This is a genomic window from Pseudomonas fuscovaginae SE-1 (assembly GCF_000364705.1).
Classification (GTDB): Bacteria; Pseudomonadota; Gammaproteobacteria; order Pseudomonadales; family Pseudomonadaceae; genus Aquipseudomonas; species Aquipseudomonas fuscovaginae_A.
Map to the genome: position 1 here is coordinate 12642 of NZ_AQOH01000347.1, position 24491 is coordinate 37132.

The following is a 24491-nucleotide window of genomic DNA, read 5'->3' on the forward strand; positions in this document are numbered from 1 at the left end:
AAGCCCGACGCCTACAGTGATGAGGTGTCCGCCAATGGTGTGCGCGACGCCCCCTGTAGGAGCCGGGCTTGCCCGCGAATGGGCCTTCGAATATGACGCCACTCAATCGATGAGCTGAGCCTCGCGCAACGCCCCCAGCGCCTCCAGCCACCGCGGCTGCTGGCGATAATCGGTCCGCGCAAACCCCCGCCCACGCATCCGCGCAATTCGCGGCGATGGCGTCACCTTCAGGCGCTGCGCCGCGCTCAAGGCCAGCTCCGCCGCCGCCCGGTCATTGCACACCAGCCCCATGTCGCAACCGGCCGACAATGCCGCCTCGATACGACTGGCCGCATCGCCCACCACATGAGCACCGGCCATGGACAGGTCATCACTGAAGATCACCCCATCGAACCGCAGCTCGCCGCGCAGGATGTCCTGCAACCAGCGCCGCGAAAAACCGGCAGGTTGCGCATCGACCTGCGGATAGATCACGTGAGCCGGCATCACCGCCGCCAGTTGCTGGCTCAGGTGGGCGAAAGGCACCAGGTCATGGGCGCGAATGGTGTCCAGGCTGCGCTCGTCGACCGGGATTGCCACATGGGAGTCCGCCTCGGCCCAGCCATGCCCGGGAAAGTGCTTGCCGGTGGCAGCCATGCCGGCCGTCTTCATACCCCGGATGAACGCACCGGCGAGCAGGGCCGCGCGCTCCGGATCACCTTCGAAGGAGCGACTGCCAACCACCGCACTGCGCTGGTAGTCCAGGTCCAGCACGGGGGCAAAGCTCAGGTCGAGCCCGACCGCCAGCACCTCGGTCGCCATCAGCCAGCCGCAGTGCTCGGCCAGGCGCTCGGCATTCGGGTTATCGGCAATCGCCCGCATCGCCGGCAGACGCACGAAGCCCTGGCGCAAACGCTGTACCCGCCCGCCTTCCTGGTCGACCGCAAGCAGCAGGTCCGGGCGAATCGCGCGGATCGTCGCGCTCAGTTCACGAACCTGGCGCGGGCTCTCGATATTGCGCGCGAAAATGATCAGCCCGCCCACTTGCGGCTGGCGCAACAACTGGCGATCCTCGGCCGTCAGCCAGGTACCGGCGATATCGACCATCAGGGAGCCTTGCAAGGCTGTACTCATAGGAAATCCTTGTGAAAAAGAGCCATCGGAAAAACCGCCAGGCGCGCGAACACCCTGCCGCACAGCGCATCCGGCAGATGAACGCAAAGAAGGGAAAGATCGGCAGGAAAGGAATCGGGCATGGGCGGCAAGCTTAGCCGATCAAGGCCGGCACGCCCACCCGAATGAGTCAGGCCTTGACGACAGGCGCCGCCGATTTACTGCGCGGACGCAATTGCGCGGCAGCCATGGCCTCGTCGGTGACACCGCTGTCGGCGCGCATGCCGGCCGCCAGGAATGGCACCATCAGGCGCATTACCGTCTCGATCGAGGTATTGACGCCGAAGTCGGTCTCGGCGATGGCCCGCAACGCCTTGATCCCGGACATGCTGAACGCCGCCGCACCGAGCATGAAGTGCACGCGCCAGAACAACTCGATCGGCGGGATACGCGGGGCCGCTTCGTTGACCAGCAGCATGTAGCGACGGAACACCTTGCCGTACATGTCTTCCAGGTAACGGCGCAGGTGCCCCTGGCTCTGGCTGAAGGCAAGACCCAGCAGACGCATGAAGATCGACAGGTCGTTGCCGCTGCGCGGCTGCACCACCAGGGCCTGCTCGACGAGGATTTCCAGCAGCTCCTCCAGGGTCGGCTTGACCTCCGGCCTGGCCTGGCGGCGCTCCAGCTCACGATCGAGGCTGACGCAGAACGGCCCGAGGAACCGCGAGAAGACCGCCTGGATCAGGGCCTTTTTCGAGCCGAAATGGTAGTTCACCGCAGCCAGGTTGACCCCCGCCTTGCTGGTGATCAATCGCAACGAAGTCTCGGCGAAACCTTTTTCCGCGAACAATTGCTCGGCAGCATCGAGAATGCGTTCAACGGTTTCCGACTGGGCCATGACTACTCCGCCTGACAAACACTTGTTTGAAACATACGTTTCAGCCCACGGAATGTCAAGTCTGCCGGTCCATTTCCGCCCAGCCAGTCAGGTATTAAATCATAGATCCCGCCCCCTGTAGCGCGGCGCTCGCCACGGATCCCGACAACCGTCCGGCGGGTAGCTTGAAAAGGAGGATTGCCAAGCGCCTCGCACTGTATATAATTCCAGTCACTGTATAAAAAGACAGAGCAATCAACATGCTAAAACTGACGCCCCGCCAAGCTGAGATTCTGGCTTTTATCAAACGTTGCCTGGATGACAACGGCTATCCGCCCACCCGTGCGGAAATCGCCCAGGAACTGGGCTTCAAGTCGCCCAACGCGGCCGAGGAACACCTCAAGGCCCTGGCCCGCAAGGGCGCAATCGAAATGACTCCGGGCGCTTCACGGGGCATTCGCATTCCCGGCTTCGAAGCCAAGGTCGACGAGTCCACCCTGCCGATCATCGGCCGTGTCGCCGCCGGTGCGCCCATCCTCGCCGAGCAGCATGTCGAGGAGTCCTGCAACATCAACCCGACCTTCTTCCACCCCCGGGCCGACTACCTGCTGCGCGTCCATGGCATGAGCATGAAGGACGTCGGCATCTTCGACGGCGACCTGCTGGCCGTGCACACCTGCCGCGAAGCCCGCAACGGCCAGATCGTGGTCGCGCGGATCGGCGAGGAGGTCACCGTCAAGCGCTTCAAGCGCGAAGGCAGCAAGGTCTGGCTGCTGGCGGAAAACCCCGAGTTCGCCCCTATCGAAGTCAACCTGAAAGAACAGGACTTCGTCATCGAAGGTTTGAGCGTCGGCGTCATTCGCCGCTGAAGGAGGCGTCATGCAATTCCAGACTCCACAACATGCCCAACTGCCCCTGTTCGAAGCGTTCATGATGCAGCCGCTGCCCCCCGTCCTGAAGGAGGTGGTCGAAACACACTGGAGCTCCGAACCCGAGGCCTTCAGCGAACTGTCGCTGCGCGGCGGGAATTGCCTGAGCCTGCTGGCCCCCATTCTGCGCGAACTGAGCCAGGACCAGGACGCCCGCTGGCTGACCCTGATCGCCCCACCCGCCAGCGTCACCCAGGCCTGGCTGCGCGAAGCCGGCCTGAACCGCGAGCGGATTCTGCTGCTGCAACCCAGTAGCGCCCAGAATGCCCAGCAATTGGCCTGCGAAGCCTTGCGCCTGGGACGCAGCCATACCGTGGTCAGCTGGCTGAATCCGCTGAGCAGCAGTGCTCGCCAGCAATTGATCAATGCTGCGCGCAAGGGCGACGCTCAGAGCCTGAACATTCGCCTGGGTTGACATCTGGGACAAGGAATAATGGCACGCAGGCTTCTCGGGCCTACTCCACAGGGCTTCTCCAGGACAGAGAAGCCGATCAGGACCAACGATTCATCGCAAAACGCGCCTGATATCAGGCACGAGCGATATCAGTGAAGAACCCTCGGACCGTCTTCTTCTTTCTCGATCTCACCTTCCACCAGACGCCCAGCCATCTGCACACCCACGCTCAACATGGCCTTGGCCACTTCAACATGCTGCCCCTGCAGGAAAGCCTTGGCATCTTCAGAGAAGTTCAGGGTGACCAGAGAACCCTCGTCCTCGGCGCGGCGCAGCTCGATACGGCCGTCCGGCAGCTCGACAATTTCTAGAAAGGACGTAGGCATAAAAGTCTGTTCTCCACGAAAGGCTGGTGGCCTGTACGGTCAATTCGAACTCAAGTACGTGAACTCACCGCATGAGCCACTATTATCATACCAGTCATTCATGGCAACTCGCTCAAGATCTCAACAGCTTTCGTTACCGCTTGATGAACAACTGACAGACGGGACCTACATTCCACCCCCGCAACTCAGCACTCGCTGAGCCCATCACGGAAGCGGATCGCCAGTGCCTTGAGGTTCTGCCGCCAGCTTTCAAGCTCCTCACGCCCCAGTTCCGGAGCAGTTTCCTCATCCAGGCTGACCGCCTCGATCAATGGCTGCAACACGTCGCCCTTGGGCTTCCTGGGCGCCTGGGGCGGCAGGTACAACGCCGAGTGGGCGGCGATCAGCCGGGCCAGCCAGGATTGCGGGCTGTGGGCCAGTTCCACCAGCTCAGCCATTTCCGGAATGGCAATGGACTCCAGTACCTCCCGGGTCAGCAACAGCTCTGCACGCGGAGCACTGGCCTGTGGCAGACGATAGAAACCGGCAATCTCATGGCACAGCCCGAGCAAGGCGCCATAAAGGTGAAATACCGCAGCCTCACGCTCGGCCTGGGTCAGCGCCAGCGCGTTCATCGCCCGGCTCTCCTCGGCCTTGCCAAGGGCTTCCAGGGCCAGGCCGGCGTAGAAGATCTTCTGGTTGGTACGGGTATAGAGTTCGTTGGCCATGCGGCGCACTCCTGAATAAGACCACACGCGCCCCTTGCAGGCGCGCGGCTTGTCCGCGAATGCGCCACCAAGGACGCCAGAAGCTTCGCGGGCAAGCCACGCCCCTACAGGGGCCTGCATCAGGCCCTGGCTTCACGAAGGCCAGGACCTCGACCGGTAAACGAATCAGGCGCCCTGACGCTTGTCTTCCACCTTCCACTTGCCACCGTCGTAGAACGCCTTCCAGCCCGTCGGCTTGCCATCGACCTCACTCTGCACGTACTGCTCCTTGGTCTTGCGGCTGTAGCGGATGACCGCCGGACGACCGTCCGGATCCTTCTGCGGTGCCTCGCAGAGGAAGTGGTACTTCGGATCGATCTCGGCCTTGTGCGGAACGATTTCGAGCACCAGCGGCGCACGGGTCTCGCGGTTTTTCGGGAACTGGCTCGCCGCCAGGAACAGGCCCGAGGCCCCATCACGCAGGATGTAGGTGTCGTCGACCTTCTCGCACTTGAGTTCCGGCATCTTCACCGGGTCCATTTTCGGCGGCGCCGCATCGCCGCTTCTGAGCAGCTTGCGGGTGTTCTTGCAGGTCGGATTGGTGCAACCGAAGAACTTGCCGAAACGACCGGTCTTGAGCTGCATCTCGCTACCGCACTTGTCGCACTCCAGGCTCGGCCCTTCGTAGCCCTTGATCCGGTAGCTACCTTCTTCGATCTCGTAGCCGGCGCAATCCGGGTTGTTGCCACAGATGTGCAGCTTGCGCTTCTCGTCCAGCAGGTAGGCATCCATCGCCGTGCTGCAGATCGGGCAGCGATGCTTGCCACGCAGCACCAGGGATTCCGATTCGCCCTCATCGTCCGCGGCGATCTCGTCGCCTGGCACCAGGTTGACGGTGGCCTTGCAACGCTCTTTCGGCGGCAGGCTGTAGCCCGAGCAACCGAGGAACACACCGGTCGAGGCGGTACGGATCTGCATCGGCCGGCCGCAGGTCTGGCATGGGATATCGGTCATCACCGGCTGATTGGCACGCATGCCGTTTTCCGCACCCTCGGCCACTTCGAGCTTCTTCTTGAAATCGCCGTAGAATTCGTCGAGTACGTTCTTCCAGTCACGCTCGCCCTGGGCCACGTCGTCGAGGTTCTCCTCCATGTCCGCAGTGAACCCGTAGTCCATCAGGTTCGAGAAGCTCTCCGCCAGGCGCTCGGTGACGATGTCGCCCATCTTCTCGGAGTAGAAGCGACGGTTGTGCAGGGCCACGTAGCCGCGATCCTGGATGGTGGAGATGATCGCCGCATAGGTCGAAGGACGACCGATACCACGCTTCTCCATTTCCTTGACCAGGCTGGCTTCGGAGTAGCGTGCCGGCGGCTTGGTGAAGTGCTGGCTCGGATCGAGCTGGATCAGCTTCAGCACCTCACCTTGGGCCATGTCCGGCAGGACGTCGTCGTCGCCCGGCTTGCTCAGTTGCGGCAGCACCCGGGTGTAACCGTCGAACTTGAGGATACGGCCCTTGGCACGCAGCTCGAAGTCGCCGGCAGCGACGCTGACGGTGGTCGACAGGTACTGCGCCGGCAACATCTGGCAGGCCACGAACTGGCGCCAGATCAGCTCGTACAGGCGCTCGGCGTCACGCTCCATGCCCGACAGCTTGCTCGGATCGGTGTTGACATCCGACGGCCGGATAGCCTCGTGCGCCTCCTGGGCGCCTTCCTTGCTGCTGTAGACGTTCGGTGCGGACGGCAGGTATTTCGCACCGAACTCGCTCTCGATATAGGTCCGCGCCATCGCCACGGCATCAGCCGAGAGGTTGGTCGAGTCGGTACGCATGTAGGTGATATAGCCGGCTTCGTACAGACGCTGGGCCATCATCATGGTCTTCTTCACCCCGAAGCCCAGGCGGTTGCTCGCCGCCTGCTGCAGGGTGGAGGTAATGAACGGTGCCGAGGGCTTGCTGCTGGTCGGTTTGTCCTCGCGCTTGGCGATGGTGTAGGCCGAGGCCTTGAGCTTCTCCAGCGCCGCCATGGCCTGGGCTTCGTTCAGCGGCTTGAAGGTCTCGCCGTTCTCGCGAGCCACCTCGAAGCGCACCTTGGCGCCCTTGCCCGTACCGAGGTCGGCATGCACTTCCCAGTACTCTTCCGGGATGAACGCACGGATCTCCCGCTCACGCTCGACCACCAGTTTCACCGCCACCGACTGCACACGGCCGGCGGACAGGCCACGGGCGATCTTCGCCCACAGCAGCGGTGAGACCATGTAGCCGACCACGCGGTCGAGGAAACGTCGCGCCTGCTGGGCGTTGACGCGGTCGATGTCCAGCTCGCCCGGTGCCGAGAAGGCCTCCTGGATCGCCTTCTTGGTGATTTCGTTGAACACCACGCGCTTGTAGCGGCTGTCATCACCACCGATGGCTTCGCGCAGGTGCCAGGCAATGGCTTCCCCCTCGCGATCCAAGTCGGTTGCGAGATAGATGGTGTCGGCATCCTTGGCGAGACGGCGCAGTTCCTCGATCACCTTCTCCTTGCCGGGAAGGATCTCGTAGCGGGCCTTCCAGCCGTGGTCCGGGTCGACGCCCATACGCGCTACAAGCTGCTTGCGCGCCTTCTCTTTCGCCGAGAGCGCGGGCGCCTCGCCGGCAGCGGCCTTGCCGCGCTTGGCGGCAGGCTCCTTGACGGCACTGGCCGAACCGCTGGTGGGCAGGTCTCGGATATGGCCGATACTCGACTTCACCACGTACTGGGTTCCCAGATACTTGTTGATGGTCTTGGCCTTAGCCGGGGATTCCACAATGACCAGCGATTTGCCCATGGATCGGAAAATTCCTGAATGCTAGAAGTGAGAGCGCAGCCCACGACTGGCGCGGCACCGCTATATATAGTGGCAACAAGGTGAGGTCAAGCACAGGGTGCTGCGCGACCAGCCCTCAAGCCCTGGAAAAAATGCTCGGCTCGGCCTGCACCAAAGCAAAGCGTGGGAGCCGTTCGCCGTCAACCTCGACCGACTCCAGGAACATGCTCAAGGGGCGTACCCAGAAGCCGTATTCGCCATACAGCGCCTGGTAGAACACCACTTCCTCCTCGGTCTCGGAATGCCGTGCCACGCTGAAAACGCGGTACTGCGGTCCCTTGTAGTGCTGATAGAGCCCGGGTTGCAAAGTCATGTATCGGCCCTCTTACAAAATAAAATAAAAAAAATCGGAAAAACAAAAACCGGGGCACCAGGCCCCGGTTTCCGTCACCGAAACGCTTAGACGCGTTCGAAGACGGTGGCAATGCCCTGGCCGAGGCCGATGCACATGGTGGACACCCCGAAAGTGCCGCCGTTCTGTTTCATCACGTTCAGCAGGGTGCCGGAAATCCGCGCACCGGAGCAACCGAACGGGTGACCCAGGGCGATGGCACCGCCGTGCAGGTTAACCTTCTCGTCCATCTTGTCGAGCACTTTCAGGTCCTTCAGCACTGGCAGGGCCTGTGCGGCGAACGCTTCGTTGAGCTCGATGAAGTCGATGTCGGCAATCGACAGGCCGGCCCGCTTGAGCGCCTTCTGGGTCGCTGGCACCGGACCATAACCCATGATCGCCGGGTCGACACCGGCCACCGCCATCGAACGGATCACCGCCATCGGCTGGATACCCAGGTCCTGGGCACGCTGCGCCGACATCACGATCATGCACGAGGCACCATCGGTGATCTGCGACGAAGTCCCCGCGGTCACGGTACCGCCCTTTGGGTTGAACGCCGGCTTCAACGCCGCCAGGCTTTCCAGGTTGGTTTCCGGGCGAATGGTCTCGTCGTAGTCGAAGACCTTCAGGAAGCCAGCCTCGTCATAGCCCTGCATCGGGATGATCTCGTCCTTGAACTTGCCTTCCACGGTCGCCTTGTGGGCGAGCTGGTGGGAACGCACGCCAAAGGCGTCCTGTGCTTCACGGGTGATGCCGTGCATCTTGCCGAGCATCTCGGCGGTCAGACCCATCATGCCCGAGGCCTTCGCCGCGTACAGCGACAGGTGCGGGTTCGGATCGACGCCGTGCATCATGCCGACATGGCCCATGTGCTCGACGCCACCGACGACGAAAACGTCACCATTGCCAGTCATGATCGCCTGGGCGGCGGTGTGCAGCGCGCTCATCGACGAACCGCACAGACGGCTGACGGTCTGGCCGGCCGCGGTGTGCGGAATCTGGGTCATCAGCGAAGCCATGCGCGCGATGTTCCAGCCCTGTTCCAGGGTCTGGTTGACGCAGCCCCAGATCACGTCCTCGACCTCGTTCGGGTCGACCTTGCTGTTGCGCTCCAGCAGCTTGCTGATCAGGTACGCGGACATGTCCTCGGCACGGGTGTTGCGGTGCATGCCGCCCTTGGAGCGGCCCATCGGAGTACGACCGAAGTCGACAATCACGACGTCTCTAGGATTCAAGCTCATATCGTTCACTCTCGCTCTAGTGTGGGCGCTTAACCGAAGAACCGCTGGCCATTTTTGGCCATTTCACGCAGCTTCGCGGTCGGGTGGTACAGCGCGCCCAGATCGGCGTACTGGTCAGCCAGGGCAACGAACTCGGCCACACCGATCGAGTCGATATAGCGCAGCGCGCCGCCACGGAAGGGAGGGAAACCGATGCCGTAGACCAGGCCCATGTCGGCCTCGGCCGCAGTGGCGACGATGCCGTCTTCCAGGCAGCGCACGGTTTCCAGGCACAGGGGGATCATCATCCAGTTGATGATGTCCTCGTCGGTCACTTCACGCTGCTCGTAGATGATCGGCTTGAGCACTTCCAGTACCGACGGGTCGGCGACCTTCTTCTGCTTGCCGCGCTTGTCGGTCTCGTAGGCGTAGAAGCCCTTGCCGTTCTTCTGACCCAGGCGCTTGGCATCGTAGAGGGCGTCGACGGCCGAGCGCCGGTCGTCCTTCATGCGATCCGGGAAGCCTTCGGCCATCACGTCGCGGCCATGGTGGCCGGTGTCGATGCCGACCACGTCCATCAGGTACGCCGGGCCCATGGGCCAGCCGAATTTTTCCATGATCTTGTCGATGCGGACGAAGTCCACGCCGGCGCTGACCAGCTTGGCGAAACCGCCGAAGTACGGGAACAGGATCCGGTTGACCAGGAAGCCCGGGCAGTCGTTGACCACGATCGGGTTCTTGCCCATCTTCTTGGCGTAGGCCACGGTGGTGGCGATCGCCTGTTCGCTGGATTTCTCGCCACGGATCACTTCCACCAGCGGCATCATGTGCACCGGGTTGAAGAAATGCATGCCGACGAAGTTTTCCGGACGCTTGAGGGCCTTGGCCAGCAGGCTGATGGAAATGGTCGAGGTGTTGGATGCCAGCACGGCATCTTCCTTGACCTGGGCTTCCACTTCAGCCAGCACCGCCTGCTTGACCTTCGGGTTCTCGACGACCGCCTCGACCACCAGGTCGACGTGACCGAAGTCGCCGTAGGACAGGGTCGGGCGAATGCCGTTGAGCACTTCGGCCATCTTCGCCGCGGTCATGCGGCCCTTCTCGACGCGGCTGACCAGCAGCTTGGCGGCTTCGGCCAAGCCCTGCTCGATACCGTGCTCGTTGATGTCCTTCATCAGGATCGGCGTGCCCTTGGACGCCGACTGATAGGCGATACCGCCACCCATGATGCCGGCACCGAGCACGGCGGCCTGCTTCACGTCCTTGGCGATTTCGTCATAGGCCTTGGCCTTCTTCTTCAGCTCCTGGTCGTTGAGGAACAGACCGATCAGGCTTTCGGCAGCCGAGGTCTTGGCCAGCTTCACGAAGCCGGCGGCCTCGATTTCCAGGGCCTTGTCACGGCCGAAGTTGGCGGCTTTCTGGATGGTCTTGATCGCTTCGACCGGCGCCGGGTAGTTCGGTCCGGCCTGGCCGGCGACAAAACCCTTGGCGGTTTCGAAGGCCATCATCTGCTCGATGGCGTTGAGCTTGAGCTTGTCCAGCTTCGGCTGGCGCTTGGCCTTGTAGTCGATCTCGCCGGAGATGGCGCGCTTGACCAGGTCCAGGGCGGCCTGCTGCAGTTGCTCGGGGGCGACCACGGCATCGACGGCGCCGACTTTCAGCGCGTCTTCGGCGCGGTTTTCCTTGCCGGCGGCAATCCACTCGATGGCGTTGTCCACGCCGATCAGGCGCGGCAGGCGGACGGTACCGCCAAAGCCCGGATAGATGCCCAGCTTGACTTCCGGCAGGCCGATCTTGGCGCTGGCGGACATGACCCGCAGGTCGGCGGCCAGGCACATTTCCAGACCGCCGCCCAGGGCGATGCCATTGATCGCGACCACGGTCGGAACGGCCAGGTCTTCGAAATCGCTGAAGATCCTGTTGGCTTCGAGGTTACCGGCCACGAGCTCGGCATCGGGCAACTTGAAGTTGTCGACGAATTCGGTGATGTCGGCACCGACGATGAACACGTCCTTGCCGCTGCTGACGACCACACCCTTGACCGAGGCGTCGGCCTTGAGGGTGTCCACCGCCTGACGGAGCTCGTTCAGGGTGAGACGGTTGAACTTGTTGACGGACTCACCCTTGAGATCGAACTTGAGTTCGACGATGCCACTTTCAAGAGCCTTAACCGTGATGGCTTTACCTTCGTAAATCATCAACTGATCTCCACGATATGGAAGCTGAACAGTACACGTCGGTCGCTAACTTCCGGCCCCGCATTGACGTCACCGTCATTGCCACGCCAAGCCGCCAGGCACACCCGCCGACGCGATAGTCGGGATTCTGTAAGAGCCGTCTGTCAGACAAACGCTCAATTCATACGCCCGTTTGATTTGGGTGTGGACACCTTCACGGAATTCGCGGCAATTGTCAATTGCCGAAAACACCCCGAAAAATGCGACTTTCCGGTCACTTTCCAGGCGCGCAGGTGCTGCAGCAGCCGGCCTGATGGCGCTTCACTGATGAAATCAATAACGTACGAAACGACCAGGTCAGGCACAAAACCAGGAACAGGCCTACCAGACTCCAAGAAAGAGCCTAGTGGAAAATATGGACACTTTTTATGAAGGGTACGTGCCGGGGCGATTGGTCCGATGAACTGCCCCTACCCGGTCAGGCCAGAGCCTTGAGCACTGCGGCGATGTCCTGAAGCACCCGCACGGCACCCCGCTCGCCCCAGTAGAGAGCGATCATCCGCGCGTCCGCCTCGACCTTGTAGACATTGGCCGGCAACGTCCGCAAATGCGGCAGCAGGGCCTCGTCCGCGAGCACCTCGCGCCACTGGTTGACCCAGACACCCGGCTCCACCTGCCAGTAGCACCAGCACGAAGGCGCCTTGCCGCGTCGCGGGCGATGATACTGCGCGCACGGACTCGGCGGTTCCGGGGACAGCCAGTGCGGCCACTCCTGGGGCGCCAGTTGCATGCCCAGGCCAATGCGCCGCGCCTCCATGCGCAAGGCCATCCGGTCGCTCTGGCGGCGCGACGGACGCAGCCAGGCCAGAGGACTGAGAACCACCGCCAGGATTGACACCACTATCCAGACCGTCATATCTCTACTCCCCGAAGATTATTCATGAGCGATTGATTCAGGGCAGAACCAATCAACTTGAAACGAGCCATAATCAATACAATTGCGATCCTCAGGAGGTGCCTGCAATGCCCTACAACCACATTCTGGTTGCCGTCGACCTGACGGAAGAGTGCGACCCGGTCATTCATCGCGCACGCGAACTGTCGGTCAGCAACAACGCCAAGCTCTCGCTGGTCCACATCGTCGAGCCCATGGCCATGGCCTTTGGCGGCGACGTGCCGATGGACCTGTCCCAATTGCAGCAACAACAGTTCGACCAGGCCAAGGAGCGCCTGGAGCGACTGATCAACAAGTATCCCGAAATCTCGAAAGACACCTGCCACCTCACCTACGGCCAGCCGCGCCAGGAGATCCATCACCTGGCCAAGGAGCAGCACTGCGACCTGATCGTGGTCGGCAGCCACGGACGTCATGGTCTGGCCCTGTTGCTCGGCTCCACGGCCAACGACGTGCTCCACGGCGCCCCCTGCGACGTCCTCGCCGTGCGCCTGCAGAACAAGAGCTGATCCGTACCGCTCGCTCTCGTGCAGGAGCCGGGCTTGCCCGCGAATGGCATTGCACGGTGAAACCGTCAAACCGCGCCGCCTGGTTCGCGGGCAAGCCCGGATCCCACAAGGGCACGGCGGCGCATGAGCCAACCCACCAGGACAATCCCTGAAAAAAGCCCGGCCTCACAGAATGAAGCCGGGCTTTTTTATCGCAGCGTCACCCATCAGGCATCCAGTTCGGCCCAGCGCTCGACCATCGCATCCAGTTCGGTCTGCAGCGTTTCCAGCCTGGCCAGCACGGCGGTCGTTTCGGCAACCGGGCGCTGATAAAACCCTGGCTCGGCCATCTCGGCCTGCACGGCGGCGATTTCCTGCTCCTTGGCCTCAATCTCGCCTGGCAGGGCCTCCAGCTCGCGCTGCAACTTGTAGCTGAGCTTCTTCTTCGCCGCCGGCGCTTCGGCCACCGGCGCCACCTGCGCAGGGGGGGCAGTGACGATAGCCGATTCAAGCTCGGCCTTGCCCGACTTGCTCTCGGTCACCCCCAGCAAACGTGGCGAACCGCCCTGGCGCAGCCAGTCCTGATAACCGCCGACGTACTCGCGAACCTTACCCTCGCCTTCGAACACCAGGGTGCTGGTCACCACGTTGTCGAGGAACGCCCGGTCGTGGCTGACCATCAGGACGGTACCCTGGAAGGTCAACAGCACCTCTTCCAGCAACTCGAGGGTTTCCACATCGAGGTCGTTGGTCGGTTCGTCGAGCACCAGCAGGTTGGCCGGTTTGCTGAACAGCTTGGCCAGCAGCAACCGCGCACGTTCACCACCAGACAGCGCCTTGACCGGCGTGCGTGCCCGCTGCGGGCTGAACAGGAAATCGCCGAGGTAGCTGAGCACATGGCGGCTCTGGCCATCGATCTCGATGAAGTCCCGACCTTCGGCGACGTTGTCGACCACGGTCTTTTCCAGGTCCAGTTGATGGCGCAACTGGTCGAAATAGGCCACCTCGATGCGGGTGCCTTCCTCGACCTTGCCGCTGGTCGGCACCAGGCCGCCGAGCATCAGCTTCAACAGGGTGGTCTTGCCGGTGCCGTTGGCCCCGAGCAGGCCGATACGGTCGCCACGCTGCAGGACCATGGAGAAGTCCTTGACCAGGAACGGGCCGTCCGGATGGGCAAAGCTGATGTTGTCGAGCACCATCACCTGCTTGCCGGACTTCTCCGCCGCTTCCAGCTGGATGTTCGCCTTGCCGGTGCGCTCGCGGCGCTCGCTGCGTTCGACGCGCAGCGCCTTCAGCGCCCGCACGCGACCTTCGTTGCGGGTACGCCGGGCCTTGATGCCCTGGCGGATCCAGACCTCTTCCTGGGCCAGGCGCTTGTCGAACAGGGCGTTGGCGGTTTCCTCGGCCGCCAGCATGGCTTCCTTGTGTACCAGGAAGCTGGCGTAGTCGCCGTTCCAGTCGATCAACCCGCCGCGATCCAGTTCGAGAATACGGGTCGCCAGGCTCTGCAGGAAGGAACGGTCGTGGGTGATGAACAGCACCGCGCCCTGGAATTCCTTGAGCGCATCTTCCAGCCAGGCGATCGCGCCGATGTCCAGGTGGTTGGTCGGCTCGTCGAGCAGCAGCAGGTCCGGCTCGGCCACCAGGGCCTGGGCCAGCAGTACGCGACGACGCCAGCCACCGGACAGCTCGGCCAGGGTCTTGTCGGCCGGCAACTGCAGACGGCTCAGGGTGCTTTCGACCAGGGTCTGCAGGCGCCAGCCATCGCGGGCCTCGAGGTCGTGCTGGACACGCATCAGCTTGTCCAGGTCGGCATCGGTCACGATGTTCTGGCTCAGGTGGTGATACTGCGCCAGCAGTTCGCCGACCCCGTCCAGGCCCTGGGCGACCACATCGAACACGGTACGCTCGTCGGCCACCGGCAGTTCCTGCGGCAATTCGCCGATCTTGAGCGCGGGCGCCCGCCAGACGGAGCCGTCGTCGGGCTTCTGGTCGCCCTTGACCAGCTTCAACATGCTGGACTTGCCTGTGCCGTTGCGGCCAATGATGCACACCCGCTCACCACGGGCGATCTGCCAGGACACCTTGTCCAACAACGGCATGGCGCCGAAAGCAAGGGACACATCGCTGAATTTGAGCAGGGTCATGAGCTTCTCCAAAAACCGGGCGCGCATTCTACCCGATGTTGACCGGGGAAGCGGTCGCGATTTTCGCCAGCGGTCGAAGCCGGTGTCGCCTGCCACATGACATTTGGTATCAAGTTGCGTACACAAGGCCGGCAAAACTTTCGCCTCCTGCCGGCAAAAGGCTAAGCTACCCGGCAATCAGCACCGGCCTCGGGGCCTGTGCTTGTCCGTTTTTTTACCCGGAAGTCTCATGCGCAGCCGTCTTTTCAACTTTTTATCGTGTCTGCTTCTTTCCACCTGCGCCGTTCAAGCTGCACAGGCCGCCGATCTCGCCCAGCAACGCCAGCTCTACGATGACGCCAAGCGCGCCCTGGCCAAGGGCGATTCAGGCCCGTACTTCCAGTACCGCGGCGCCCTGCAGAGCTACCCACTGGAACCCTACCTGGCCTACGACGAACTGACCGCCCGACTCAAGACCGCCAGCAACGCCGAGATCGAGCGGTTCCTCGCCGAACACGGCGACCTGCCCCAGGCCAACTGGATGAAACTGCGCTGGTTGCGCTGGCTGGCCGAACGCGGCGACTGGGCGCCCTTCGTCAAGTACTACGATCCGAAGCTTAACTTCACCGAACTGGACTGCCTCAACGGCCAGTACCAGCTCAGCCACAACCTGCGTGCCGAGGGTTTCGCCACCGCGGAAAAGCTCTGGCTGACCGGCAAGACGCAACCCGCCGCCTGCGACGCCCTGTTCGACAGTTGGGCGGCCCAGGGCCAACTGACCGAACAGAAGCGCTGGCAACGCGTCAAGCTGGCCGCCGAGGCCCGCAACTACGGCCTGGCCACGGCGCTGGTAAAAGGCCTGAGCACTCTCGGTGCGCAGGGCCGGCTGATGATCGACGTCGCCCAGAAGCCCGACCTGCTGGGCCAGCCGGCGCGCTTCGTCCCGGCGGACGAGGCGATGTCCGACGTGGTCGGCCTGGGCCTGCGGCGCCTGGCACGCCAGGACCCGGACAAGGCCATGGCGCTGCTCGACGGCTATGCCTCGAGCATGCACTTCTCCCGCGACGAGAAGGTGTCCATCGCCCGCGAGATCGGCCTGACCCTGGCCCGCCGCTACGACGGCCGTGCCTTGGAAATCATGACCCAGTACGACCCTGAGCTGCGCGACAATACCGTCACCGAGTGGCGCCTGCGCCTGCTGCTGCGCCTGGGCCGCTGGGAAGAGGCCTATCAGTTGACCCGCCGCCTGCCCCAAGACCTGGCCAACACCAACCGCTGGCGCTACTGGCAAGCCCGCAGCCTGGAACTGGCCCAACCGCAGAACCCGCAGGCACAGATCCTGCTCAAGAGCGTCGCCCGCGAGCGTGATTTCTACGGTTTCCTCGCCGCCGATCGCTCGCAGACCCCCTACCAGTTGGCCAACCGCCCGCTGGTCCTCAGCCAGCAGTTGATCAACAAGGTCCGCAACACCCCAGGCGTGCGCCGCGCCCTGGAACTGCACGATCGCGGCCAGATCGTCGACGGCCGCCGCGAGTGGTACCACGCCAGCCGCCACCTCAGCCGTGACGAAATGGTCGCCCAGGCCAAGCTGGCCTACGACCTGAAGTGGTACTTCCCGGCCATCCGCACCATCAGCCAGGCGCAGTACTGGGATGACCTGGATATCCGCTTCCCCATGGCCCATCGCGACACCCTGGTCCGCGAGGCCAAGCTGCGCGGCCTGCATTCGAGCTGGGTATTTGCGATCACCCGTCAGGAAAGCGCCTTCATGGATGATGCGCGCTCCAACGCTGGCGCCACCGGCCTGATGCAACTGATGCCCGGTACCGCCAAGGAAACCGCGCGCAAGTTCAGCATCCCGCTGGCTTCGCCGCAGCAGGTGCTGGATCCGGACAAGAACGTCCAGTTGGGCGCGGCCTACCTGAGCCAGGTGCACGGCCAGTTCAACGGCAACCGCGTGCTCGCCACCGCCGCCTACAACGCCGGCCCTGGCCGCGTACGGCAATGGCTCAAGGGCGCGAATCACCTGAGCTTCGACGTCTGGGTGGAGAGTATTCCGTTCGACGAGACCCGCCAATACGTGCAGAACGTGCTGTCCTACGCGGTGATCTACGGACAGAAACTCAATGCGCCACAACCGCTGGTGGATTGGCACGAGCGGTTCTTCGACGATCAGTGATCCAGGCACCGACCTGTGCCACTTGACTCACGGATCACATCCTGACCTGTAGGAGCCGGCTTGCCGGCTCCTACAGGTCAGGATGTGATCCGATATTTGATGCAATCCGTTGAGCCCTCCACAGAGCCCGACGGATCACTCGAGAATCGTTACCGGCATCCCCACTTCCAGCCGCCCCAGTCCGTCATTGACCAGGTTCTGCCCGAAAAACACATCCCCATCCTTCTCGCGATAGGTCTTGAGCGTGGTCAGCGGCTCGCGGTCGGCGCTGCGTTCCCCGGTCTGCGGGTCGATGGTGGTGAGGATGCAGCGCGAGCACGGCTTGACCAGGCGAAACTCGATCTCGCCAATGCGGATCCGCTTCCAGCGATCCTCGGCAAACGCCTCGCTGCCCTCGATGACCAGGTTCGGTCGAAAGCGCAGCATCTCCAGCGGGCGCCCGACCTTCCGGGACAGATCCTCCAGCGACGCCTGGCCGATCAACAGCAACGGAAAGCCATCGGCAAATGCCACACGATCATCATCCCTGCCATAGCCGGCCTGAGTGACCCGCGCCCGCTCCAGCGGCACATGAACCAGGCGTACCGACTTGCCGATAAAGCCGCTCAGCCAGACAGCGGCTTCATCTCCGGCATCGGGAACACGCAGGCTATCGCTCCAGACGGTCACGCCGCGCAAGGCTTCATCGGCACCGGGCAACGCCACTTCCAGCGGCGGGTGCCCCGGCGCGCTCAAGGTCAAGCCACCGGCGGCATTCCACAAGGCCGACAACTGGCTCATGCCGGCCACGGCACGTTGGGTCAGAAAACGTCCGCTGGCTTCGTCCACCACCATCCAGCGTCGATCCCCCGCCAACCCCAGCTCGTCAAGCGAGGCCCGGGACAGGGATTCGCCCCTTGCGGACTTGAGGGGATAACGGTAAAGCGCGCTCAGACGCAACATGGGGGCCGGCTCCTGGAGAAAAGCCCACGATATACGAGCCGTTCGCCCAATCAAAGACGAGCCGATGACAGCGCGGATCGAGGGCAGGCCTTGCACCCGCCCCCAGGGCAGCCGATCAGGCGCCGGGATGATCCAGCAGCAGGCGCTGGCGAACCACGTCCACCAGCTTGTCCGGCTGGAACTTGGAGAGGAAGTTGTCGCAACCGACCTTCTTCACCATGGCTTCGTTGAAGCTGCCGGACAGCGAGGTGTGCAGCACCACATAGAGGCCACGCAGGCGCGGGTCGTTTCGGATCTCGGTGGTCAGACGATAACCGTCCATCTCCGGCATCTCCGCGTCGGTGAACACCATCAACAGCTTCTCGGTCATCACCGCGCCGGAATCGGCCCAGTTCTTGAGCATGTTCAGTGCCCGGAGGCCATCACTGGCGATGTGCAGCTTCACCCCCAACTGGCCCAGGGTATCGCGCAACTGCGACAGGGCCACCTTGGAATCGTCGACCAGCAACACCTCGCGCCCACGGGCGTGCTCCATGACCGGATCATCGAGTTTTTCCCGGGAAACCTTGGCGTTGTACGGCACGATTTCGGCCAGGACTTTTTCCACGTCGATGATTTCCACCAACTGATCGTCGACCTTGCTGATGGCGGTCAGGTAATGCTGGCGCCCGGCACTGCCCGGCGGCGGCATGATCGCCTCCCAGTTCATGTTGACGATGCGATCCACGCCACCGACCAGGAACGCCTGCACCGAGCGGTTGTACTCGGTGACGATGATGGTGCTGTCGGGGCCCGGCACCAGCGGACGCATGCCGATCGCCTGGGACAGGTCGATCACCGGCAGGGTCTGTCCACGCAGGTTGACCACCCCACAGACAAAGGGATGGCGCTGGGGCATCAGGGTCAGTTTGGGCAGTTGCAGGACCTCCTGCACCTTGAACACGTTGATCGCGAACAACTGGCGACCGGCCAGGCGGAACATGAGAATCTCCAGACGATTCTCTCCCACCAATTGCGTACGTTGGTCTACCGTGTCGAGAATGCCGGCCATCAATCACTCCTGGGGCGCTGATACAAAGAACTTCATTGAGAGAGTTATCGGCCGCTTTCGCCGGACCTTGACCCCCATGCAAAATGTCACGCAAAACGTTTGATGTCACATTAACATCATGCTTTACTGAGCGCACTGTCCAGACCCGACAGATCCCGCGCGAGGCGACCACCGGATCGGTTTTTTGTTCCCCTGCCTAGGGGAATCCCTTAGCAACAATCAGGCGCAACCTGATATTCGCAATATCCAATAGCCATTAATGTGACGCCATTCTCATTACATGAATGGAGTCAGGCTTTTGCTTTCAATCGCGGTAGGGTGGCCGGAAAGCCAGGCAAAGCGCCTGACAGCTCCGGCTAAAACGCTCTGGATCGGTGCTTTTGAGCGATCCTTGCACTCGTCGCGAGTTGGCTTGGTGAACATCGACTGCCAATGCCTGAGAATCCCTTGCAATCACTCTGCCCCGAAACAATCGACGGCAGATCACTGCCATGCCCTGTTGGCCGACATTAACTTAACGCCGTTCGCCAAGCGCGACCTTCTATCGCCTGCCGATGTTTCATGGAGATAAAGCATGCTGAACGGTAAAGAACGGCAGGCCAAACTGCCGGAATTCCTGGTTGAAGCAGAGAACCTGCAGACCCGGATGCAGGAGTGTTGCCAGCACCTGGCGCTGATCCGTAACGACAGGGATGCGATCGACTGCCTGCTCGCCGCCCTGCACAAGCTCAGCGGACGGGCCGACGTACTTGGCGTACACTGCATGGCTGACTTCGCCCGACATATCCACGACGTCCTGAGCCATGCGCCTGACCGGCTCAACCTGCACGACGACGCCTTGCAGGCCCTGCAGGGCTGCCTGACGCTGCTGGCGTGGCAGTTGGAACTGATCGATCCGCATACCGGCCAACTGGGCCTGGACGACAGCGAACAAGCCGAACTGATTGCCACCCTGGCGGAACGGATCGAAGTCTCGACGGCCCTGCTTGCCGAAGCGAAAGGCCTCACGCTGATCACCTTTCCCGGACATTCCGCCTGAACCGCAGCGCCCGGCCCCGCCCCTCGCCAGGCGCGGGCACTCACCAAGCCCTCCAAACAAAGCCAAGACCAACTAACCGGCAACTTTCGGTGTTGAACCGGGCGCTCTTACGCGCAGAAAGAACCGCGCGATAAACTGCAACGACTTCAAACATAAACACGATAGCGAAAACTGCCTGGCGAGTCTTCTGGAACCGGCGCACAGAAAAGCTGACCGGCCGGACATATACCGACAGGGACGACCAACCTTAAACGAAGTGCTACTATGCTGCCCGCTTGCTTATGTACTTGATGGCAAAATGTTTTCTGGCACTTCGGCACAGGACCCAAAAAAGTAATAGCACTTAGCCGCAATCCCTCTATTAAGTTGTACATGAATATTAAACCGTATCGGTTTTCAAACGGAGTCCTGTCAGTCATTACGACCGGATTCTTCGCACCGGACATTTATTGGCTCCACACGCTATGTACGCCAGCCTCAAGTCACTAAAGCCTTGGCTCCGCTCACGCAGGAACGCTCGCCGGCTGTCCGCCCTGCTCTGCATCGCCTCGGCGATCACCAGCCTGGCGCTCTACCTGAACGGTTCGCTGCTGTCCCTGGGGTTGCTGCTGCTGAACCTGGCGACACTGGCCAGCATCTGGCTGCAATACCGCGACTCGCGCACCTCGATCAATTTCCAACCCCAGGAACTGGCCGACCGCCTGCTGCAGGTGCAGGAAAACGAACGCCACCGCCTGAGCCGCGAACTGCACGATGACATCGGTCAACTGCTGACCGCGGCCAGGTTGCAGACCCAGTGGCTGCAAGGACGCCTTCCGGAGGAACTGCGCGGCCACTGCGCGGACCTCAACAACACCCTGGAGGAAACCCTGGCCAAGGTGCGCGACGTCTCGGCCATTCTCAATCCACGCCAATTGACCAGCCTCGGGCTGGAAGCCAGCCTGCGCGCCCACCTGCTCAAGACACTGGGCAACACCAGCCTGCACTGGAGCCTGGAATGCCATCAGCAGTTGGCCGGGCTGTCCGAGGAGATGGCCGTGACCGCCTTTCGCATCACCCAGGAGGCCGTCACCAATGTCCTGCGCCATGCCAGGGCCGACAACCTGCTGGTGCGTCTCAAGCGTCTTCCCGAAGGCCTGTCGTTGTACATCGCCGATGATGGCCAGGGCTTTTCCCCGGCCGCCAATCCCGCCGAACAGGGACAACGCGGCATGGCCGGCATGGTCGAGCGCGCCGAACAACTGGGCGGCCGATTGACAGTCAGCAGCGGACCCGGCAAAGGTACGCAAATCGAAGCCCTTCTTCCCTGGGCCCCCCGCGCCCTCGAACGAGCCAGTACGAATAGGGTTCTATGACCTGCAACTTACTTCTTGTGGATGACCACTCACTGATCAGGGCCGGTGTCCGCGCCCTGGTGCTGGAGATTCCCGGTTACGCCGTGATCGGCGAAGCCAGCGATGGCGCACAGTTGCTCGAAGCCGTCGAGCGCCTGAATCCGGACATCATCCTGCTCGACCTGTCGATGCGCGATACCGGCGGGCTCGATGCCCTGCGCCAGTTGCAGGCGGTGCGCCCGCAGAGCAAGGTGCTGATCCTGTCGATGCACACCGACCCGCAACTGATCATGCAGGCCCTGGAAATCGGTGCCCACGGCTACCTGCTCAAGGACACCACCGCGACCGAACTGGCCCAGGCCCTGGAGGCCCTGCGCAACAACGAGCGCTACCTCAGCCCGGCGATCGCCCATACGGTGATCAACCAGGCCCTGACCCAGGCCCAGCGTCACTCGCCGGTGCAGGTGCAGGCCCAGACCCACAACCTGACCGGACGCCAGCTGGAAATTCTCCGGTTGATCGTGCGCGGCAAGTCCACCCGGGAGATCGCCAACGGCCTGGGCCTGAGCATCAAGACCGTCGAGACCCACCGCGCACAGATCATGAAGCGCCTGCAGATTTTCGATGTGGCCGGGCTGGTGCTGTTCGCGGTCCGCGAGCGCATCATCAGTCTGGACGACTGAGCAGCGGCGAGTCCGCCGGCAGGTGCACCCGCAGTGCCCCGGGGCGGGCCTCGAAACGCAGGCTGTCACTCTCCAGGGGCTCTCCGTCGAGATTCAGGTACAGCCCCTCGGCGACCTTGATCTCGACCCATGGCAGGCGGGCCCGGACGAACATGTTGTCCAGCCCCCAACCGTCGCTCATCAGTTGGCGCAAGGTGCCCACCACTTCCTGGGGTGCCGGCAGGATGCCGATATCGAGCAGGCCGTCATCGACCTGCGCCTGCGGACACAGCACATGCCCGCCGCCAGCCTGGCGGCCATTGCCGATGCCCAGCGCGAGCAGCTCGCCCCGCCAGTGGAAATCCGGCCCCTGCAGCTCGCCATAGGCGGCATGCAGCTCACCGAAGCGCGACAGCCCGGTGAACAGATAGGCCGCGGCGCCCAGTACCTTCTTCAGGTCCTCGGAGGTATTGGCCGTCACCTGGCTGCCGAAACCGCCAGTGGCCATATTCAGAAACACTTGCTCCCCGACGGCACCGAGATCGATCGGCCGGGCCGGTGCATCCAGCAGTTGCAAGGCCGTGGCTGGCTCCAGCGGCACACCGGCGGCACGGGCGAAATCGTTGGCGGTGCCCAGCGGCATCAACACCAGGCTCGCCTCGGTCCCGGCCAACGCCTCGGCGATATCGCGCAAGGTGCCGTCGCCGCCGCCGGCGATCAGTTGCCGATACCCCATGCCCAGCGCCTCCTGGACCAGTCGCTGGGCATCGCCCGCTTCCCAGGTCAGGCGAACGGCCAGCTCCCAACCTTCGCGGCGCCGGTCTTCGACCGCCGTCCTGACCTCCTCGTTGAGAGCCTGCTTGCCGTGCAGAATCAGCAATGCCTTGCGCTCGCTCATCGGCGTTTTCTCCTGTGTCGATGGCTGTAAGAAATGTGGACCGCAGCCGGATGAAAACGACTTGACGTACCAGGTATTTATTTCATTGCCAACCACCGCACCGGCTCTAGACCGGGCTCGACCTGTAAAACAGCAACATCCGATTTTTTTCAGCGACATGATGTCATTCAATTAGCGACCGACTCTTTCATGAGCTTTACTCAAGCCTGTGTCCTGTACACAGGAGGAAAAAATGTACAAATGTGCCGGTGAAGACAACTAAAGCAATAAGACTTGTCCTTGCCTGAATGACAGACAGGAACGGTCGCATCTGACAGCGGAACCAGCTACCAGGGAGGGGGGCAGCGCAAGAAGCCCTGGTGCGTTGCTACAGGAATTACCTACCGAAGTGTTTCGTAGTTGCCATTTCGAGATGGTAGAAAAGGAAGGGGGTCTCAATGCGCTTGCAACCAGTCGACAGTCTGTTCCTCACCCGGCCCAGCATGGTCGAGTACTTTCTGTTCGGCATTCGCCTGGTCCACGGACTCACCGCCATCCTTCCCGGCCTGCTGCTGATGGTTTACCTGCGCGAGCAAACCCCCGACATCACCGAGAGCTATCTGACCATCCTGCTGTTCTTCGGCGTCATCAGCGTGCTGATCTTCCAGGCGCTGGGGGTCTACGCCGAGGCGATCTTCAGCAACATGCTGCGCTTCCAGATCACCCTGTTCGCCTGGTCGTCGGCGTTCTGCCTGCTGCTGTTCATGCATCATGGCCTGCAACTGTTCAACTACCTGGATAACACGCAACTGCTGGTCTGGTTCATCGCCAGCCTGACACTGTTCGGCATCGAGCGGCTGATCCTGCTGGCGCTGTTCCAGCAACTGATGCAACGCGGCATTTTCCTGCAGAACGCGGTGATTCTCGGCGCTACCGAGAACGGCCAGCGCCTGGCCGAATACCTGTCCCAGCACCAGGACATCCGCTCGGGAGTGATCGGCTTCATCGACGACCGCATCGGTCGACTGCCGAAGACCATGGTCAACCTGCCGCTGCTGGGCAACTCCGGCGACCTGGAACAAATGATCCGCGAAGAGCGGGTCACCCAGGTGCTGGTCGCCCTGCCCTGGTCGGCGGAAAACCGCATGGACTACATCATTCGCGAACTTCGCCGGTTGCCGGTCAACGTGTTGCTGGTGCCGGACATGGTTGCCTTCCGCCACGCCCACAACCGCATCACCGAAGTCGCCAACCTGCCGATGTTCAACGCCTCCGAAGTCCCCCTGCGCGGCTGGTCGCCAATGTTCAAGCGCCTGGAAGACATGGTGCTGTCGAGCCTCGCGTTGATCCTGCTGTCACCGATCATGCTGCTGGTGGCGATCGCGATCAAGATCGACTCACCGGGGCCGGTGCTGTTCCGGCAGAAACGCTACGGCTACAACAACCGGCTGATCGAGGTGTTCAAGTTCCGCTCGATGCACCAGCACCAGGCCGACGCCAACGCCGAGAAACAGACCACCCGCGGCGACCCGCGAATCACCCGGGTCGGGCGGTTCATCCGCAAGACCAGCCTCGACGAACTGCCACAACTGTTCAACGTGTTCGTCGGCAGCATGTCCATGGTCGGTCCGCGCCCCCATGCCACGGCAACCAAGGCCGCCGGCATCCTGTTCGAGGAAGCGGTGAAGGAATACACCTCGCGCCATCGGGTCAAACCGGGAATCACCGGGCTGGCGCAGATCAACGGCTATCGAGGTGAAACCGACACCCTGGAGAAGATCGAGAAACGAGTAGAATTCGACCTCGAATACATCGAAAACTGGTCGATCTGGTTCGATCTCTACATTCTGTTCCGCACTGTCCCGGCAGTGCTCCTGACGCGCGAGGCCTTCTGAC

At 62.4% G+C, this 24491-nt stretch carries 21 protein-coding genes; 8 read left to right on the forward strand and 13 right to left on the reverse strand.

All coding sequences use genetic code 11. The annotated features are described in order from the left end of the window. Positions 1 to 102 precede the first annotated feature (102 nt). Together nagZ and K675_RS0127505 are read right to left on the reverse strand one after the other, a co-directional pair. Positions 103 to 1101, reverse strand: a complete 999-nt coding sequence (nagZ, locus tag K675_RS0127500) for a beta-N-acetylhexosaminidase (protein WP_198291697.1) — start codon at positions 1099 to 1101, stop codon at positions 103 to 105. Positions 1102 to 1282: 181 nt separating this feature from the next. Beyond that, positions 1283 to 1990 (reverse strand): TetR/AcrR family transcriptional regulator, encoded by a 708-nt coding sequence (locus tag K675_RS0127505; RefSeq protein WP_017906680.1) that lies wholly within the window; start codon positions 1988 to 1990, stop codon positions 1283 to 1285. A 239-nt stretch (positions 1991 to 2229) separates the two neighbouring features. Here K675_RS0127505 and lexA point away from each other — a divergent pair, with 239 nt between their 5' ends. Then, a complete protein-coding gene (gene lexA, locus K675_RS0127510; protein ID WP_026145583.1) occupies positions 2230 to 2838 on the forward strand; it encodes a transcriptional repressor LexA in 609 nt (202 codons plus the stop codon). Between the two features lie 10 nt (positions 2839 to 2848). After that, positions 2849 to 3313: an SOS-induced cell division inhibitor SulA gene (gene sulA, locus K675_RS0127515; RefSeq protein ID WP_017906681.1), complete on the forward strand. Its 465-nt coding sequence runs from the start codon at positions 2849 to 2851 to the stop codon at positions 3311 to 3313. Between the two features lie 128 nt (positions 3314 to 3441). Here the strand turns inward: sulA and K675_RS0127520 are convergent, their stop codons facing one another. The 7 genes from K675_RS0127520 to K675_RS0127550 form a co-directional block, all read right to left on the reverse strand. Next, on the reverse strand, positions 3442 to 3678 hold the full coding sequence (locus K675_RS0127520; RefSeq protein WP_017906682.1) for a hypothetical protein: 237 nt from the start codon (positions 3676 to 3678) through the stop codon (positions 3442 to 3444). Positions 3679 to 3863: 185 nt separating this feature from the next. Next, a complete protein-coding gene (locus tag K675_RS0127525) occupies positions 3864 to 4385 on the reverse strand; it encodes a DUF6586 family protein (protein ID WP_017906683.1) in 522 nt (173 codons plus the stop codon). A 165-nt stretch (positions 4386 to 4550) separates the two neighbouring features. Beyond that, positions 4551 to 7172 (reverse strand): type I DNA topoisomerase, encoded by a 2622-nt coding sequence (gene topA, locus K675_RS0127530; protein ID WP_017906684.1) that lies wholly within the window; start codon positions 7170 to 7172, stop codon positions 4551 to 4553. A gap of 115 nt (positions 7173 to 7287) precedes the next feature. Further along, positions 7288 to 7524 (reverse strand): DUF1653 domain-containing protein, encoded by a 237-nt coding sequence (locus tag K675_RS0127535; protein ID WP_017906685.1) that lies wholly within the window; start codon positions 7522 to 7524, stop codon positions 7288 to 7290. Positions 7525 to 7610: 86 nt separating this feature from the next. After that, positions 7611 to 8786, reverse strand: coding sequence for an acetyl-CoA C-acyltransferase FadA (gene fadA, locus K675_RS0127540; RefSeq protein WP_026145584.1), 1176 nt, complete (start codon positions 8784 to 8786; stop codon positions 7611 to 7613). Positions 8787 to 8815: 29 nt separating this feature from the next. Continuing rightward, a complete protein-coding gene (gene fadB, locus K675_RS0127545; RefSeq protein WP_017906687.1) occupies positions 8816 to 10963 on the reverse strand; it encodes a fatty acid oxidation complex subunit alpha FadB in 2148 nt (715 codons plus the stop codon). A gap of 457 nt (positions 10964 to 11420) precedes the next feature. Beyond that, positions 11421 to 11858 (reverse strand): hypothetical protein, encoded by a 438-nt coding sequence (locus K675_RS0127550; RefSeq protein WP_017906688.1) that lies wholly within the window; start codon positions 11856 to 11858, stop codon positions 11421 to 11423. 107 nt (positions 11859 to 11965) lie between these two features. On the opposite strand from K675_RS0127550, the gene K675_RS0127555 reads away from it, so the two are divergent. Then, complete coding sequence (locus tag K675_RS0127555; protein WP_017906689.1) at positions 11966 to 12406, forward strand: universal stress protein; 441 nt, start codon at positions 11966 to 11968, stop codon at positions 12404 to 12406. Positions 12407 to 12612: 206 nt separating this feature from the next. On the opposite strand, the gene K675_RS0127560 is transcribed toward K675_RS0127555, so the two are convergent. Next, a complete protein-coding gene (locus K675_RS0127560; protein ID WP_017906690.1) occupies positions 12613 to 14532 on the reverse strand; it encodes an ATP-binding cassette domain-containing protein in 1920 nt (639 codons plus the stop codon). Between the two features lie 229 nt (positions 14533 to 14761). Between K675_RS0127560 and K675_RS0127565 the strand changes: the two genes are divergently transcribed. Further along, positions 14762 to 16690 (forward strand): transglycosylase SLT domain-containing protein, encoded by a 1929-nt coding sequence (locus K675_RS0127565; protein ID WP_017906691.1) that lies wholly within the window; start codon positions 14762 to 14764, stop codon positions 16688 to 16690. A gap of 135 nt (positions 16691 to 16825) precedes the next feature. Here the strand turns inward: K675_RS0127565 and K675_RS0127570 are convergent, their stop codons facing one another. Continuing rightward, the gene (locus K675_RS0127570) at positions 16826 to 17632 is read right to left on the reverse strand and encodes an MOSC domain-containing protein (RefSeq protein ID WP_026145585.1); all 807 of its coding nucleotides are present in this window, start codon (positions 17630 to 17632) and stop codon (positions 16826 to 16828) included. Positions 17633 to 17747: 115 nt separating this feature from the next. After that, complete coding sequence (locus tag K675_RS0127575; RefSeq protein ID WP_017906693.1) at positions 17748 to 18683, reverse strand: chemotaxis protein CheV; 936 nt, start codon at positions 18681 to 18683, stop codon at positions 17748 to 17750. Between the two features lie 574 nt (positions 18684 to 19257). Between K675_RS0127575 and K675_RS0127580 the strand changes: the two genes are divergently transcribed. The 3 genes from K675_RS0127580 to K675_RS0127590 all read left to right on the forward strand — a co-directional run bounded on the left by K675_RS0127580 (position 19258) and on the right by K675_RS0127590 (position 21739). Then, positions 19258 to 19722 carry an Hpt domain-containing protein gene (locus K675_RS0127580; RefSeq protein WP_017906694.1) on the forward strand — a complete coding sequence of 155 codons (465 nt, stop codon included), beginning with the start codon at positions 19258 to 19260 and terminating at the stop codon, positions 19720 to 19722. A gap of 464 nt (positions 19723 to 20186) precedes the next feature. Then, the gene (locus K675_RS0127585) at positions 20187 to 21077 is read left to right on the forward strand and encodes a sensor histidine kinase (protein WP_017906695.1); all 891 of its coding nucleotides are present in this window, start codon (positions 20187 to 20189) and stop codon (positions 21075 to 21077) included. Next, positions 21074 to 21739: a response regulator gene (locus K675_RS0127590; RefSeq protein ID WP_017906696.1), complete on the forward strand. Its 666-nt coding sequence runs from the start codon at positions 21074 to 21076 to the stop codon at positions 21737 to 21739. Before K675_RS0127585 ends, K675_RS0127590 begins: the two co-directional genes overlap by 4 nt. Here K675_RS0127590 and yegS read toward each other — a convergent pair. Then, positions 21723 to 22616, reverse strand: coding sequence for a lipid kinase YegS (gene yegS, locus K675_RS0127595; protein ID WP_017906697.1), 894 nt, complete (start codon positions 22614 to 22616; stop codon positions 21723 to 21725). The two genes, K675_RS0127590 and yegS, sit on opposite strands and share 17 nt — an antisense overlap. Positions 22617 to 23053: 437 nt before the next feature. Between yegS and K675_RS0127600 the strand changes: the two genes are divergently transcribed. Next, on the forward strand, positions 23054 to 24490 hold the full coding sequence (locus tag K675_RS0127600) for an undecaprenyl-phosphate glucose phosphotransferase (protein ID WP_017906698.1): 1437 nt from the start codon (positions 23054 to 23056) through the stop codon (positions 24488 to 24490). The last annotated feature ends 1 nt before the right edge of the window (position 24491 follow it).